At 75.7% G+C, this 15,934-nt stretch carries 9 protein-coding genes and 1 pseudogene; 2 read left to right on the forward strand and 8 right to left on the reverse strand.

The window, feature by feature from the left end; all coding sequences use genetic code 11:
* Window positions 1–13: 13 nt before the first annotated feature.
* The 6 genes from AC2TEW_RS32945 to AC2TEW_RS32970 all read right to left on the reverse strand — a co-directional run bounded on the left by AC2TEW_RS32945 (window position 14) and on the right by AC2TEW_RS32970 (window position 8,193).
* Window positions 14–1,954 (reverse strand): TOMM precursor leader peptide-binding protein, encoded by a 1,941-nt coding sequence (locus AC2TEW_RS32945; protein ID WP_484626942.1) that lies wholly within the window; start codon window positions 1,952–1,954, stop codon window positions 14–16.
* Complete coding sequence (locus tag AC2TEW_RS32950) at window positions 1,951–3,738, reverse strand: amino acid adenylation domain-containing protein (protein ID WP_484626943.1); 1,788 nt, start codon at window positions 3,736–3,738, stop codon at window positions 1,951–1,953. Before AC2TEW_RS32950 ends, AC2TEW_RS32945 begins: the two co-directional genes overlap by 4 nt.
* Window positions 3,735–4,889 carry a hypothetical protein gene (locus AC2TEW_RS32955; protein WP_484626944.1) on the reverse strand — a complete coding sequence of 385 codons (1,155 nt, stop codon included), beginning with the start codon at window positions 4,887–4,889 and terminating at the stop codon, window positions 3,735–3,737. Before AC2TEW_RS32955 ends, AC2TEW_RS32950 begins: the two co-directional genes overlap by 4 nt.
* A 35-nt stretch (window positions 4,890–4,924) precedes the next feature.
* Entirely contained in the window at window positions 4,925–7,639 is a 2,715-nt protein-coding gene (locus AC2TEW_RS32960; RefSeq protein WP_484626945.1) for a lantibiotic dehydratase, read from the reverse strand.
* Window positions 7,640–7,781: 142 nt separating this feature from the next.
* Window positions 7,782–7,964 carry a thiazolylpeptide-type bacteriocin gene (locus AC2TEW_RS32965; protein WP_484626946.1) on the reverse strand — a complete coding sequence of 61 codons (183 nt, stop codon included), beginning with the start codon at window positions 7,962–7,964 and terminating at the stop codon, window positions 7,782–7,784.
* 49 nt (window positions 7,965–8,013) lie between these two features.
* Window positions 8,014–8,193: a thiazolylpeptide-type bacteriocin gene (locus AC2TEW_RS32970; RefSeq protein ID WP_484626947.1), complete on the reverse strand. Its 180-nt coding sequence runs from the start codon at window positions 8,191–8,193 to the stop codon at window positions 8,014–8,016.
* Window positions 8,194–8,795: 602 nt separating this feature from the next.
* Between AC2TEW_RS32970 and AC2TEW_RS32975 the strand changes: the two genes are divergently transcribed.
* Together AC2TEW_RS32975 and AC2TEW_RS32980 are read left to right on the forward strand one after the other, a co-directional pair.
* On the forward strand, window positions 8,796–10,097 hold the full coding sequence (locus tag AC2TEW_RS32975; RefSeq protein ID WP_484626948.1) for a nucleotidyl transferase AbiEii/AbiGii toxin family protein: 1,302 nt from the start codon (window positions 8,796–8,798) through the stop codon (window positions 10,095–10,097).
* A 1,002-nt stretch (window positions 10,098–11,099) separates the two neighbouring features.
* A complete protein-coding gene (locus AC2TEW_RS32980; protein WP_484626949.1) occupies window positions 11,100–13,466 on the forward strand; it encodes a M4 family metallopeptidase in 2,367 nt (788 codons plus the stop codon).
* A gap of 765 nt (window positions 13,467–14,231) precedes the next feature.
* Here the strand turns inward: AC2TEW_RS32980 and AC2TEW_RS32985 are convergent.
* Window positions 14,232–15,161: pseudogene (locus tag AC2TEW_RS32985) on the reverse strand (sensor histidine kinase); the annotation flags it as partial.
* 43 nt (window positions 15,162–15,204) lie between these two features.
* Window positions 15,205–15,934 (reverse strand): ISAs1 family transposase (locus AC2TEW_RS32990; protein ID WP_484626950.1); only part of this gene is annotated, 730 nt, incomplete at its 5' end.

A 15,934-nucleotide genomic window follows, 5' to 3' on the forward strand; every position in this document is an offset into this window, starting at 1 on the left:
CGGTCGGCACGGCTCACGGGAAGGGGTGCGGATGGATCGTCAACTCGTCGTACTGCAGTGGCTGTTCGGTGCGTCCGAGCCGGTACGGCACCTCCAGGAGCCGGGGCAGGCCGCGGGTGCGGTGGTTCACGTGCCCGAACGTCATCGGCAGCGAGCCGGGCACCACCACCTTCACGCAGTGCAGGCCGAGCCCGTCCCGTACACCGGGCTCGTCCTGGGTCACCGCGATCACCTCCAGGCCCTCCCCGGCCAGCCGCCGTACGGTGGCGGCCAGCAGTTCCGTCAGGTCGGCCACCGGCTCGGGCGCGCCCGGCCAGGCCTGTCGCAGGTCGCGCTCCGGGGTGTCCGCGAACAGGAAGTCCAGCCGGGCGCCCGCCTCGGGGAGGGTGTTGAGGCCTACGTGGTCGTCCAGCGAGCGCACCAGCTCGGGCCGGTCCAGCATCGGCCGCAGCCGCTCCGGTGCGCGCGGCCCGCCGGGCGCCAGCGCCCGCTGCGCCGACTCGTGCACGTTGGTGACCACCTCCGCGACCGCCGAGCGGATCGCGGTGCGCGGGTCGTGGTGCGCCCCGGCGGCCAGGAACACCCTCGGCGCGTCCGGATGGCCGCCCGTGTAGCGGCAGACCGCGAGCACCGCCGGGATGCCGAAGTCGTTGGTGGCGTCCAGCAGGCGCAACCGGTAGCCGGCCAGCTCGGCCCGGTCGGCGAGCTGCGCCACCTCGGGGTCGTCGGCGGGCACGGTGATCCGCGGCAGCGGGGTGGCGGTGTACCAGGCCATCAGGAAGGCGTCGCGCTCCGCCACCTCGAACAGCCCGTACAGCGCGGCCTCCTGCGGGCTGTTGCCCAGCCCGCAGCCGTTCGAGGACTCGTACACCACCCGCGGCCGGTCGGCGCCGGGGACGTCCCAGTAGGCCACGTGCTCGGGCACGGCGATCGGGCGGTCGTGGGTGAGCGACCAGCCGTGCACCCAGTCGAGTTCCAGCTCCGGGGTGTACGGCACGGTGCGCGAGGCGGGGTGCCCGTGGTGGCGGGGGTCGGGCAGGCCGAGCCGCTCCGGGTCGAGCGCGCGTTTGGCGCCAAGCGCGGCGAAGGAGGAGCGCAGCACCGTCCGGCGGCCGGTCGGGCGCATGCCCGCGAACCGTTCCACCGCCTCGAACAGCGCAATCCGCTCGCTGCCCGCGAAGTCCGTGCCGCGCCCGTAGCCGCCGTCGTCCACCAGCCGGCCGTCGGTGACGTGGGCGGTGGTCAGGCCGGCGGCCGAGTCCTCCGACCTGACCAGCCGGCGTACCGGCCCGAACCGCTCGTCGTGCAGCTGCGCGCGCAACGCGCCGCCGCTCGTACGGGAGTTGGCGCCGCGCAGCACAGCCAGGTCCGGCAGCGGCCGCGGCCGGTACGGCAGCCGGGCGGCCGCGGCGCTGTCCGGCGGAAGCGGCCGGCAGACCGGGCAGCCGCCGACCGGGCGGATCCGGTGGGTGGACCAGGTGGCCCGGCCGGTGTGCACCAGGTGCACCGTGCCGTCGGCCGGCTCGCCGCCGGTAGCCAGCTCCGCGGCGAGCAGCCCGACCGCCTCGGCCAGCGCCGGTGAGCCGACCCCGGCCAGTGCCAGCGTCGGGCTCTGCCAGGGCACCCGGCCGCCCGTGGTGGCCAGCCGCTGGTACTCGGTGCAGCTCAGGCAGGCCGCCGCGTCCGGCGCCAGCACCGGCCCGACCACGGTCAGCGGGCCGTCCAGGCGCACCGGGACCAGACGCACCGGGTGGGCCAGCGCGTGCCGGCTCAGCTCCTCGGCCAGGCCCAGCGTCCAGGATTCCAGCAGCACCACGGCGGTGCCGCTGCCGGCGGCCAGCGCGGCCGGGGCGTCCAGCACCGGCAGGCCGAGCGGCGCGACGGCGGACGGGGCGTGGGCGGTTGGGGCCTGGACGGTTGGGGCGTGGCTCGTGGGGGGCGGTGCACCGGTCATCGGGGTCCTCCGGGTGTGGGCAGGACGGTGAACCCGGCGCCGTGCAGGGCGGTGGCCACGGTGCGGGCGTCCGGGCCGGCGGGCGCCCAGGGGGCGGGGCGCAGGCCGGTCAGTCGGCGCAGGCCGGCCTGCAACTCCGGCTCCCGGGAGGCGACGTCGGCGAGCCAGCCGGCCGTCCAGCCGCGGTCCTCCCAGCCGGCCCGGCGGACTCCGGCGGTGGCGAGCGGAGCGGCGGCGCCGCCCGAGCAGGCGACCGGGCAGGCGGCCGGGCCGCCGGCCGGGCCGGGTGCGGCCTGCGCCTGCACCCCGGCGGTGGCCGCGAGGGCGGCGAAGGCGGCGGCGTCCGCCGCGGTGGCCTCGACCGCCTCGGCCAGCAGCCGGCCGCCGGTGCCGAGCACCGCGGCGTGGAAGGCGGCCGCATCCGGGGCGAGCGGGGTCACCCGCAGTTCGGCGTGTACGCCGAGCCGGGCGGTGAGCGTGGTCCACCAGTGCCGGGCCTGCGGGTCTGCCGCCCAGCTCGCGGCGGGCAGCGCCGCCGGCCGGCCGCCGGTTCCGGCGCGGGCCGCCGCGGCGCGCCGCAGCGCGCGGCCCCAGGCGTGGCCGGCGTCGGCGCCCACGGTGACCGCGCCGAGCCGCAGTTCGGCCGCCCGGCAGAGCGCCTCCAGGCGGGCCAGGTCGGTCCTGGGCGCACCCGCGAGCAGGGTGCCGCCGGTCACCGCGCAGCCGGCCAGCGAGACCGGGAGCTGCGGCAGCGCACCGGGTTCGGCCGTCGGGAGCACCCCGATCCGCTCGTCGCCGAGGGCCGCCACCCGGTGCATCGCCTCGGCAAGCGTGGCCGGGGCGGCGCCGGGCGCCGACCGGTCGGGGTCCAACGGTTCGCCGCCCAGCCAGGGGCGGTGGTCCGCCCGCAGCGGTCCGGTGCCCGCCACCAGTACGGCGGGCCGACCCGGCAGCAGCCGCGGGTCCTCGCCCTCGCCGGCCGGGTCCGGCAGGCCCGCCACCGCGCACACCAGCCGCTGCGCGGCCGCCCCGGCGACCAGCGCGGCCAGCACCGCGGCCGGGGGCTCGGCCGGGTCCAGTCCGAGCCGGGCGGTCAGGGCGGCGGCGTCCGCGAGCGCCTGCTCGGGCCCGGCCGGCGCGGTGACGAAGCCCGTTCCGCCGCACACCCGGGCCGCCACCGCGAGCGCCGGCCGGCCGGCCGTGCGCAGCAGCACCTGCCCGGGCGTGGCACCGGCCTGCCCGGCGCACGAGGGCGCGGCGCCCGCCCGGACCAGGGCCCGGACCGCGGCCGGGGCCAACGGCCCGCCGGGCTCGGCGCCCAGCACCCGGGGCCGGGCGGCCGCCAGGGCCGCCGCGGCCGCGCCCGGCCGTTCGGCCGTGTCCAGCAGCCAGGGCCCGGCAGCGGCATCGCCCGGCTCCACCAGCAGGTCGTGCGCGCGGAGTTGGGCGAGCACGGTGCCGAGCGCGGCACGCACCGGCGAGGCCGGCGGCGCCTGCCGGTCGAGCGCGCCGGTGTCGCCGGTGCGTAGTGGTTCGGCCAGCAGCTGCCACAGCGCGGGCAGCGCGGCGCCGCCCTCCAGGGTCACCGCGGCCCGCCGGCCGCGCAGGTGCAGCCCGGCCCGCAGCGCGGTGACGGCCACGCCGGGGCGCAGCCGCAGACCCGCGAGGCCCCGGAGCGGGTCGGGCGTCGCCGCCGGGTACGCCTCGGGCCCGGCCCCGGCGACCGCACCCTGCGCGAGCGCCCCGGCTGATGCGTCGAGGGGTGTGGTCCGGCCCGGCGTCACGAGGCCCGCTCCACGGCGTCGATGACGGTGTCGACCTGGCGGCGCCAGTCGTGCCCGGTCACGGCGGGGACGGCGCGCACCACCAAGTGGGCCGCCAGGTAGCGCTCCAGCGGCCGCAGATCGCAGATCGCGAACAGCCGGTACAGCGCGTTGGTGCTGGCGCGGTGGATCAGGTACTCCGGGCGGCTCCACATCGCGCCCTGCGGGTCCGAGCGGCGCAGCAGCCGGTGGAACTCGCTGTACCGGGTGCGCACGTCCTGGTTCCAGCGCTCGGCCGCTGCGGCGTCGCCGGTGGCGGCGGCCCGCACCCGGTACTCGTACGGGTGCCCGCCCAGGTCCGCGCCGGCGGCGTGGCGGCGCTCGGCCAGCTGCCAGGCTGCGGCCGACCAACCGGCCCAGGCCTGCTCCCAGCCGGTGGCCCCGCCCGCGCCGATCCGGGCGACCAGGGCGGTGACCGCCTCGCCGGCGGCCTCCCAGCGGTCCTCGAAGGCGCGGCGCAGCCGTCCGTCCGGGTCGTCGTGCACCAGGAAGTCCTCCAGGTGGGAGACGTACGAGTAGTGGCCGCCGACCAGCCCGCCGGGGTGCGCGGCGGCGTGCGCGGCGAGCGCGGCCACGGCGAGCTGCACCCGGGCCGCGGCGCCGTCCCCGCACCGGCCGAGGAAGTCGGCCGCCGCGTGCAGCGCCGGGCGGCCCATCCCGAGCAGATCGTCGCGCAGCAGCACGCCGTCGGCGCCGATCAGGGCCCGTAGTCCGGTGAGGTCGACGCGCTCCACCCGGACGGTGTTGTCGGGCACGATCGGCCCGTACGGCGGTGCGATCAGCTCGGCGCGGCCGGCCTCGGCCGCGGCGGCGAGCAGTTCCCCGGTGCCCTGGTCGCTCACCGAGGGGTGGCGGCGCAGCCAGTCGCGCAGCTGCGCGGCGCCGCGGGCGGCGGTGTCGGCGACCTGCGCCGCCGGGCCGCGCAGTCGCAGCCGCAGGTGCGGGCCGTGCAGCCAGTGCCGCTCCACGTGGACGGTCAGGCCCTCGGCGGCGCAGCGGTCCGCCAGCGGCAGGACCGCGCCCCGCAGCAGCGGCCCCTTGACCGGATGGTGGTAGTAGGCGACCACGTCACGGGCGGCGCCGTCGGCCGGGTCGGTGGGGGTCTCGGTCACCGGGGCTGCTCCCTGCTCGGTCGGGTCCGGGGCGGTCATCGGGGCCGCCCGGCGCGGTAGGTCTCCACCACCAGCTCGACGGCCCGGCCGGCCGTCGTACGGGCGCCGGGGGCGGGCAGTGCCTCTTCCAGCACCGCGCCGTCGTCGTGCCGGGCCAGCCACCTGGCCAGGGAACGCAGGTGCAGCGCGTTGCCGAGGTCGAGGAACTGCGGCTTGGGGCGGCGCAGATGGGCCAGGAAGTCGTCCGTCGGGCGGCCCGCCGGGGCGGCCGGGGCCGGGTGCAGGAAGAGCTGTTCGGGCAGGTCGAGCAGGGCGCGCCAGCGGGCGGTGGTGGCGGCCGGCACGGCCCGGTCGGCGGCGAGGTCCGCGCGCAGCGCCTGTACCACGCCGGCCGGCAGCTGCCAGCGCCGCCGCTGCAGCACCAGGTGGCGGTGGCGCAGCCGGGCGGAGCGAACCACCTGGCCGCCGGGGGCCGGGACGGTGTGGCGGTGCACCAGGGCCCGGAAGTCGGCCACTCCGTGCGGCTGGTCGGACAGGAACGGGGCGAGCCGCTGCGGCAGCATGATCGGGGCGAGGAAGCCGCTGTAGAGCACGTCGAGGAGTTCGCCGGTGGCCCGCAGCCGCAGCCTGAGCTGGTCACCGGCGAGGTCGTGCACCAGGTCGACCTCGGCCTCGCCGATCGACGCCCAGCGGCGGTCGGGCCCGATCTCGTCCGGGACGAGCAGCGGGTGCAGGTTGGCGTTGAACCCGCCGACCGGACGGATCTGGGCGGGCCGGGCCCCCTCGCCGAGGCCGTGCCGGATCTGCTCGCGGACCGCGGCGGCGGCGGCCGGGTCGAGCGCGTCGAGGAAGCGGCTGGTGAAGCGGCCCCAGCCGCCGTACACGTGGTTGACGCAGAGCAGGCCGCCGGCGGCCTGCTCGCGCTGCACGAAGTAGGCGTAGCCGGCCGGCCGTGCGGTCGTCCAGGCGGGCAGCCGGTCGCCGAGCCCGGCGATCAGGTCGGCCGGCAGCACCAGGTCGGCGGCCGGGTCCTGGGCGCGGGCGGTGGCGTGCGCGGTGCCGAGCACCTCCCGGCGCAGGGCGGCCAGTTCGGCCGCACCGGTGGGGAAGCGGTCGCGGTCGTGCGGGTCGAGGGCGGCCAGCCGGCCGGCCTCCTCCCAGGCCTCGGCGAAGGCGGAGCCGAACTCCCACGGGTGGCGGCAGGTGCCGCCCGCGCCGTAGCGGGCGACGAAGCGGTCCCGGGTGATCCGACGCATCAGGTGGCCGAGGTCGAACAGTTCGGCCAGTGCGGTGAGTTCGCCGAGCGCCCGGTGGTCGGCGGCGGTGGGCGCGCCGGCGTGCGGCACCGGCCGGGGTGCGACCACGTCCTCGGAGAGCACGCTGAGCGGCGCGCCGCCGACCGGGACCGGGCGGCCGGCCGCGGCGAGCAACTCGCGCCAGCGGGTCGCGAGTTCGGCGAGCAGCGCCGGGCGCCGGCCGGCTTCCACGGCGGCGAGGTCCGCGCCGAGCCGGGCGATGTCGTCGATCCGGCCGGCCAGTGCGGTGTCCTCGGGCCAGGTGCGGAGCCAGTCGGCGAGCCGGGCGAGCGGGTCGGTGTCCTGCGGGGCCACCGGGTCGGTCGGCACCAGCAGTCCGGCCTCGGCGAGCCGGGCCAGGTACCCGGCGGCCGCCTCGTGGGCGCCGGGGCCGCCCAGCGCGCCGGCCAGCCTGCCGGTCAGCTCCGCCAGGGTGGCCGGTGCGCCGTCGCCGGCCGCGAGGAGTTCCAGCGGGCGCCCGGCGGCGAGTTCGGCCTCGTCCTCGTTGGTCACCAGGTAGCGGCCGCCGGCGAAGACCACGCGGCTGCGGGCGTACGCGGCCCGGCCGGCGGTGATCCGGGCGGTGCTGGTCATCCGGTGCGGCAGGCCGGCCCGGCGGTGCGGGGCGTCGAGCAGGGCCTCGGTCAGCGCGCTCACCAGGGTGCGGTTGGCGCGGACCACGGTCCGCAGGCCGTCCGCCTCGAAGCCGTCGCCGGTCCCCCCGTCGGGGGCGTGGCCGGTCTCCGTGCCGGGTGTGCCGCCGGCCAGGCCCCAGCCGACGGCGGTGAACCAGGACAGCGGGCTGGTCCTGGTGCTCGCCCGCAGCGCGTACCGGAGGACCCCGGGCTCCTCCTTGCGGGCCCGGCGGTCGTCGGAGCCGCGGCCGGCCCGCTCCACGGCCCGGAGCAGGTCGCCGCTGGTCAGGGCGACGGCCCGGGCCAGGGCGGGCTCCCGGCACAGCTCGGCGAGGGCCGCGCGCTCGGCGGCCAGCGCGGCCAGAGTGGTGCCGCCGGACGATCCGGTGCCGGTGTCGGTGCCGCAGTCCAGGTCGGCCAGGAGAGCCGCGCGGCGGGTCCGCAGCGCCAGCCAGGCGCCGAGCTGCGGTACCCGGACGGGCAGGTCGCCGAGGCGCTCCAGCAGGGCAGGTCGCGGCTCGCGGCCGTTGTGCAGCGCCCGCCGCAGCGGGAGCACCACGTCGCGGTGGAAGGCGGGGGAGTGGCCGGCCCGGGCGGCGTACAGCGCGTCGCACAGCTCGGGGGCCGACGCGGCGGCGTCGGCCTCCAGGTCGGCCAGTTCGGCGAGCCGGGCACGGAAGGCCGCGGCCGGCCGGCTCTGGGCCGGGTACCGCAGCACGGTGGCCCGTACGAGCGCGTACGGCGCCGGCCGCACGGCGTACCCGTCGGGGTCGGGCGGCGGCGTGCCTGCTGCGGCCGCGGGCCCTGCGGTGTACGGCATGCCTGACGCTCCCGGGGTCGGTCGATCGGGGGGCTGCGGGGACTTGGGGGATCGGGGGTCGGAGGCGGTCGGGGGTCGGAGGCGGTCGGGGGTCGGAGGCGGTCGGGGACCGCGCCGGGGCGCGGCCCCCGACCGCGCGGGGTCAGTACGGCAGCGTCGGCAACTGCGGCTGGGCGCAGGAGGACGAGCCGCACGAGCAGGAGCTGCCGCCGTTGGAGGCGCCGGTCTCCGGGAGCGCGACGGTGTCACGCATCGAGGTCACGGTGAGCTCGCCGAGGTCCAGGTCCTCGAATTCGAAGCTCAGGCCGTTCTGGTGATCGGTCATCTGGTCTCCCTGGGGTCGGAAGGGTGCCGGTACGGACCGGTGGTGCCGGTCAGAAGGCGAGGGTGTCCACCTCGGGCTGGGCACAGGAGGACGAGCCCTGGCAGGAGCAGGAGCCCCAGGAAGCACCGGTCTCGGGCAGCGCGGCGGTGTCGCGCAGCGAGCTGACGGTGAGGTCGCTGAGGTCGAGGTCCTCCAGGTCGAAGGCGTGCTGCGCAGCGGTGTCGGACATGTGGATCTCCCTTGCTGTGGGATGGACGCCGGTCCGGACGCCCGGGGCGGACCCGGGCGGCGGCCCGGGCGGCTGAACTCCCGGACCGCCACCGGGCCCGTCGGGGCGCCCGTTGCGGAGGTGGGTGACCGCTCTTGCCGTCGGCGACGGCGGAGCGGCACCTGATGGACCGTCAGCCCGTCAGGTCGAGTACCGCTCGACCCTCACTCGGGCCGGACCCCAGGCGGACACGGGCCTGGTGAGACCTGCCGGCCGGACCGGAGCCGCCCGCTGACCGAGGAACCGGCGACCGGGAGGCCCGCAGCCGCGTCCCACCACAGTTGCCGTGGTCCCCGAGAGCTTCTCCCTCAACAGCTTCGAACGTGGCAGCGCGGCCGACCCTGTCCGGGCATCACGCGACCGGTCCGGCCGCACCTGTACGGCATCCTCGGCGACGAGCCGGTCAGGCCGGCGCTCCCGGCGCTCCCTGCGTTCCCGGCGCGGGCGGCCCGGACCACGTGCGCGCCGCAAATCCGGTTCCGGCGGGATCGGAGCGGCCGCTACCGTGATCCACTGCCGCGGCCGGGACACGCCGGCCGGCCGGGGAGAGGAGCCCAGCGCCCATGGACGACATCCGGACCGCGCTGTACCGCGGCACCGTGCCGCGTTCGGTGCCGGCCACCCAACGGCCGGGACCGGGTCTCCCACTGACGCTGCGCCCGGTCGACGACGCCCGCGCCACGCAGGCCGCAGTGTTCGATCCGGCGCTCACGCAGCACCCCAACGCATTCCGTGCCGCAGACCCGAGCTTCACCGACCCCGTGCTGTCGGCCGTCTGGTACGCGACGCGCCGACGCGCCATGGACCTGCTGCTCGCGGCCGTCGCCGACTCCCCGTGGGCCGGGCACCTGGTCGTGCGCGGCAGCGTGGTACTCCGCGCCTGGTACGGCGCCGCCGCCCGCGAGCCCGGCGACCTGGACTTCGTGGTCGTCCCGCAGGACTGGCGGATCGAGGAGGACCGCACCACCGACCTGCTGCAGGGCATCGCCTGCGCTGCGGAGGCGGCGAGCACGGCAACCGTGCGGTTCCGCGCGGCCGAGGCGGTCAGCGAGGAGATCTGGACGTACGACCGGGTACCCGGGAGGCGGCTGGTCCTGCCCTGGCACGCCGACGGGCTGCCCGGCGGCGCGGTGCAGCTCGACTTCGTCTTCAACGAACCACTGCCGGTGGCTCCCGAAACCGTCCTGCTGCCCGCCCTGGACGCCCCCGGAGCCCGCCTCGCCGCAGCGACCCGCGAACTGTCGCTCGCGTGGAAGCTGATGTGGCTGGTCACCGACATCCACCCCCAGGGCAAGGACCTCTACGACGCCCTCTTGCTCGCCGGGTCGACCCCGCTGCGCCACCGGGTGCTGCGGGACGTCTTCGCCACCGGCGAGGCCCACTACGCCGAACACCCGGTGGACGCGGACACCATCACCGCCCTCGCCGACCGTCTCGAACCCGGGCGACACCACTTCGAGCGGGAGTACCCGCACCTCGCCGGGACGACCGCCGACGCCCTGCCGCGTCTGGCCACGGCTCTCGCCCCGACCTTCGCCCGGACCGACCCCACCCGGCTCGGGCCTTGGTGGGCACAGGGCTGGATCGAACGCCTGCGTCCGGTCCACGCGGCAGGGGGAGTGGAGGCGGTCCAGGCTCTGCTCCTCCACTCGGGAGCATCCTTCCGTCTCGCCCACCGTCTGACCCGAACGCTGCTCGACGCCGCCTGGGCCGCGCCCGCGGACGTGTCCGGGGCCCCGCAGGACGGCACGGCACTCGCCGAGGCGATGCTGCGTTGCCCGGCGTGGCAGTACTGGGCCGAGCGGGTCCGCGACGGCCGGACCACCGTCGACCGGCTGCTGGAACGGCACGGTAGCGGGACGTGAACGAGTCATGGGCCTCGCCCTCGCCCACGAACGCGATCTGGCGGTCCGTCGTCGGCCGGCGCGCGCTCGGCCTTCTCCCAGGGTCGGGCCGGTCAGGACCGAACGCCTCGCGCGTGGCTGTGAACGGGCCGACCTGCGACATCATGTGACGGGTGTTCGCACATCTGTGTTCAAATGCGCCGTCACGCCGTCCCCGCACCACCTACGGGTGCGCCCTCGGACCGGAGCATCACCGGCCGATGAACGCTGTATGCCCCCGCCGTACCGAGTCCGACCGACCGTCAGCGTGCCGCACGCCCTGACCGACGCCGGCCACCCGTTCAAGGCGGCGGAGCACAATCTGCTCCTGCCGCCCCGGTGCGGGCGACTGCCCGGCGCAGCAGGCACGCCGTGGGTCTCCGAACGCGTCGTCGGGGTGGGGCAGCGTACCGGCCGGGTCTGCCGCACGCGGGTCCGTGCCGTCGTCGAGCCGTCGGCAGGCCAGCTTCAGCATCCCGGCACGAGCGTCGATGGCGCTCACGAGGGTGCCACGCCCCGCCCGGCGTGGGTCCGGTCCTGGGTGCCGGGTTCGTCGCTGTCGGCGCGGCGGCCTGGCTGTCTGCCTGCCTGTCTGCCTGCCTGCCTCGATGCCGGTCGGTCCGTCCCCGGGGTGGTTTTCGATCGCCAGTTCGGTCGCCGGCAGGCCCGGCCGGCTCCCGCCAGTTCGGCAGAGATCAATCATTGGCATGTTCCCGCCACGAGTACCGGCTGTTGACGATCCGTCACCTTCGCTACCGTTCTGCCGCTGGGCGGCCACCGCCGTCCCGCACCCCCACGGCTGTGGCAACCCCCGGCCACACTGCGCCCGTTCACCCTGATCCGGTGACGCCCGGGGAGCAGGTGGCCTGCCGCGGTCCGCTCTGCACGTGCGCGAGTTTCCCGTTCCCGGGCCGGCACCGATCGAGGGCGACTCATGACGCCGTTCCTGCGTGCCGTCCCCCATCCCCCAGGGAGGGCCGCCAGTTGCACACCCATGTCAGAAACCCCCGGCGCCGCGGCACGGTTCGCTCCGGCACGGCGGTGCTCGCCGCCGCCGGGCTCGTGATCGCCGCTCTGACCGCCGCCGGCACGGCGGCCGTGGCGGCGCCGACGCCGACGCCGCCCGCGCCCGAGTCCTCCCAGCAGTCGGCCGCCACCAGCGCCGACGCACTGGTGGCCAGCCGTCCGGCCTTCCTGCTCGCCGGCCCGCAGGAGCAGTTCGTCCGAGGCCAGGTCGCTTCCTCGAACGGGGCGCAGTACGTGCCCTACGAGCGCACGTACGCGGGCGTTCCGGTGGTCGGCGGCGACTTCGTCGTGGTGACCGACAGCGCCGGGCACGTCACGTACAACTCGGTCGCCCAGCAGCACCCGATCGGCACGCTGTCGACCAGCCCGAGCCTGAGCCGTGCCCAGGCCGAGAAGGTGGCGTCGGCGCAGCTGAAGTCGGTGAACAAGGTCGAGGGCACCCGGCTGGTGGTGTACGCGCTCGGTGACGCCCCGGCCGCGCTGGCCTGGGAGTCCACCGTGAACGGCGTCGGCGACGACGGCTACAGCCGGCTGAGCGTGGACGTCGACGCGAGCACCGGCGCCGTGCTGCACACCCAGGAGCACGTGCTGCACGGCAGCGGCACCGGCGCCTGGAACGGCCCCGCGCCGCTCACCATCAGCACCACCTCCTCCGGTGGCAAGTTCACGATGAGCCCCACCAACATCACGAACATGCCGTGCCAGGACGCCGCGAACAACACGACGTTCAGCAAGACCACCGACACCTGGGGCAACGGCGACGCCACCAGCAGGGAGACCGGCTGCGTCGACGCCGAGTACGTGGCGCAGGGCGAGTTCCGGATGCTCGCGCAGTGGCTGGGCCGCAACGGCATGGACGGCAGCGGCGGCGCCTGGCCGATCCGGGTCGGCCTGGCCGACGTCAACGCCTACTACGACGGCTCGCAGGTCCAGGTCGGGCACAACAACGCCAACCAGTGGATCAGCGCGGTCGACGTCCTCGCCCACGAGATGGGCCACGGCATCGACGACCACACCCCCGGCGGCATCTCCGGCGGCGGCACCCAGGAGTTCATCGCCGACGTGTACGGCGCGTCGACCGAGGCCTTCATGAACGAGCCCGCGCCGTACGCCGTACCGGACTTCCTGGTCGGCAACCAGGTCAACCTGGTGGGCACCGGCCCGATCCGCAACATGTACAACCCGTCGCTGATCAAGAGCAACCCGAACTGCTACTCCAGCAGCATCCCGAGCACCGAGGTGCACGCCGCGGCCGGCCCCGGCAACCACTGGTTCTACCTGCTCGCGCAGGGCTCCAACCCGCCGGGCGGGCCGGCCAGCCCCACCTGCAACGGCTCCACCGTCACCGGCGGCGTCGGCGTGCAGAACGCCCTCAAGATCGTGTACAACGCCCAGCTGATGAAGACCACGGCCAGCTCGTACCTGAAGTACCGCACCTGGACGCTGCAGGCGGCCAAGAACCTCGACCCGTCCTGCGGCCAGTTCAACACCGTCAAGGCCGCCTGGGACGCCGTCAGCGTCCCGGCCCAGTCCGGTGACCCGACCTGCGCGGCCACCGGCAACGACTTCTCGATGGCGGTCTCGCCGGCCTCCGGTTCCGTCAACCCGGGCAGCTCGCTGACCGCCACCGTGTCCACCACGCTCACCAACGGCTCGGCGCAGACGGTGAACCTGTCCGCCTCGGGCCTGCCGGCGGGCGCCACCGCGTCCTTCAGCCCGGCCTCCGTGTCGACCGGCGGTACCTCCCAGCTGACCGTCAACACGGCCGCCTCGACGCCGCCCGGCACCTACCCGGTCACCATCACCGGCGCCGGGGCGTCGACCACCCACACGGCCGCCTTCTCGCTGACCGTCAACGGCACCGGCGTCTGCACCCCGGCACAGCTGCTCGGCAACGCGGGCTTCGAGACCGGCTCCGCCGCGCCCTGGACCACCACCAGCGGCGTGGTCGACAACTCCGCCTCCCAGGCGGCGCACGGCGGATCGTGGAAGGCGTGGCTGAACGGCTACGGCTCCGCCCACACCGACAGCGCCTCGCAGACCGTCACCATCCCGACCGGCTGCCGGGCGACGCTGAGCTACTGGCTGCACATCGACACCGCGGAGACCACCACCACGACCCAGTACGACAAGCTGACCGTCAGCGTCAACGGCACCACGGTCGCCTCGTACAGCAACCTCGACAAGAACACCGGCTACGCCCAGAAGTCGGTCGACCTGTCGTCCTACGCGGGCCAGAGCGTCACGCTCAAGTTCAACGGCGTGGAGGACTCCTCCCTCCAGACCAGCTTCGTGATCGACGACACCGCCGTCCAGACCGGCTGAACCTGAACGGCTGAACCTGAACGGGTGAACCTGAACGGGTGAACCACGAGGGCCTGGCCGCCGCAGCCGCCAGGCCCTCGTCCCGTCGGGGAACGCGTTCGCCGTCCCGTGCGGCCGGAGGGTGGGGTACCCCCAGGTGTTCGGTCAGGGCGGGTGAGCGGCCGACCGGAGATCCTCCGGCAGTCCGACGGGCACGGCGGACGAGTCGACCGTCCCGGTGTCCGCCGGTGTGCGGCCGTGCAGCTGCTGCGGTCACCCGGCGGGCATGGAGTCGCAGGACGAGTACGGCTGTCCGGTCTGTGGGGATCCTGAGTCCCGGTGGCCGAGGTCGAGGCGGGCGCGGATCCGTGGAAGGTGCCGTCGTGGAGCATCGCGAAGAGCGCATCGGCCCGACGTCGGGCGAGACGGAGCACGGCCTGGGTGTGGTGCTCGCCCTGGGCGGCGGGAGCCCCGGGGATGCCGTTTCCGCTCGACGAACTGGGCGAGCGCGGCCGGCCGCCACCGCATCGCGCCCCCTGCGGGCGCTCATGAGGCCGGGTGGGCAGCTCGGGTGGACCCCGGTGCCGCGGGGTGGGGAGTGCGGGGCCGGTGTTGCTCGTCGGTGAGGTGGTCCAGGGCGATGGCGGCGCCGACTTCCGCGAGGTCGTCGCCACCGGCGAGCGCATCACCGAGGGCGACCACGACACAGCTGGCACACCGAGTGGCCGGCCACCGCGGACCGGGTCGCCGGCGAGGCCGGGCGCGCACTGAAGGCAGGTCACAAGGTCAGCGCCGGGACGGGTTCCCCAGGGTGGCCGGTCTGGGGAGGTGGAGGGTGGCGACGGCTCCGCCGTCGGGGGCGTTCGCGAAGGTCAGGCGGGCGTCGAGCACGGCGGCTTGGCCGGTGGCGATGGTGAGTCCGAGCCCGTGGCCCTGGCCGCGTTCGGCGGCTGCTGTGCGGAAGCGTTGCGGGCCGTCGGCGAGGAGGGTTTCGGGGAAGCCGGGGCCGTGGTCGCGTACGGTGATCCGGCTGCCGGTGACGGTGACCTCGACGGGGGCGTTGCCGTGCTGGTGGGCGTTGGTGACGAGGTTGGTGACGATCCGCTCCACGCGGCGTGGGTCGGTGCGGACGGTGGCGGGTTCGACCAGCCGTAGCCGGGTGTTGCCGGCGCGTCCGGTGATCTGGGTGATGAGGTCCGCCAGGGGGACTTCGTCGAGTCGGGCGCTTTCGGCGCCGGCGTCGAGACGGGGGATCTCCAGCAGGTCCTCGACCAGGCCGCGAAGGGCGCGGACCTGGGTGCGGACCAGGTCGGTGGCCTCGTCGCCGTCGGGCAGCAGGCCGGCGGCCGTGACGAGGCCCATCAGCGGGGTGCGGAGCTCGTCGGCGACGTCGGCGGTGAAGCGCTTCTCGGCGGTCAGCCGGGTGTGCAGGGTGGTGGCCATCTCGTCGACGGCCGTGGACATCTCGGTGATCTCGTCGCGGGCGCGGCCCTGGTGGCCGATCCGGGCGTCGAGATCGCCGTCGGCGATCCGGCGGGCGATCCGGGATCCGTGGCGCAGACGGCGGTTCATCCGTTCGGCGGCCAGTGCGGTGACGGGGACGACGACGGCCAGGGCGGCCAGGGCGGCTCCGACGATGCTGCGGTCCAGCAGTTGGAGGCTGCGTACGGTGGTGCTCATGTCGGTGCGGACGGTGAGCACCTGGCCGTCACCCACTCAGGGCTGATGCAAAGTCGGATTTCAGTCGTGAATATGCAGGTCACCGGGGATGCCGAAGAGGTCGAGCGGGGCTGTGTGCGGGTGCGAGTGCCAGCCGGCGGCGGGCGTCGGCGATGGAACTTCCTGTCCTGCGCAGGAAGTTCATCGTGACCGATCTCAACGTGGCCATGTTCTGGGCTCCGTGGCCGGTGCGGATGCGGGAGGCGTCCTCGCCCAGCGTCACGTCCCGCACGTAGTGGACCTTGTTCTCGATGCCCCAGTGCCCTCGTGTGATCTCGCCGATCCGCTGCGGGCCGGCCTGTCGCGAGGTGAGGTCGGTGATCACGTACACGCGCTCCCGGGACCGCTTCCCACTCGCACGAACGGTGCGGTACCGGGTGACGCGCGCGACCTGCCGCAGGTGCGGGAAGTCCAGATCATCCCAGGTCATGGCCTCGATGATCCGGGTCTCCACTCTGCCGTGGCCGCGGACGGTGGAACGTGAGGCCGACCGCACCCGGTCCCAGGGCACCGCCCGGCACGCCTGCCACAGGTCGGGCTGATTGCGCTTGACGACGAAGACGTAGTGGGCGCCGAACTCCTCGACCAGTACCCGCGCGTACTCACGCTGAGTGTGCAAGGCGTCCGCGGTGACCACCGCACTCCTCAGATCGAGGGCCGCGAGCAGGGCGGCGAACCCGGTGATCTCGTTCGTCCCCTCCGGGACCCGCTGCTGCGCGACCAGCGTCCCGTCCTGCAGCATCGCCCCCAGCACGGTCACCGCGGCGGCC

This window comes from Kitasatospora sp. NEAU-CNBT7, assembly GCF_057220535.1.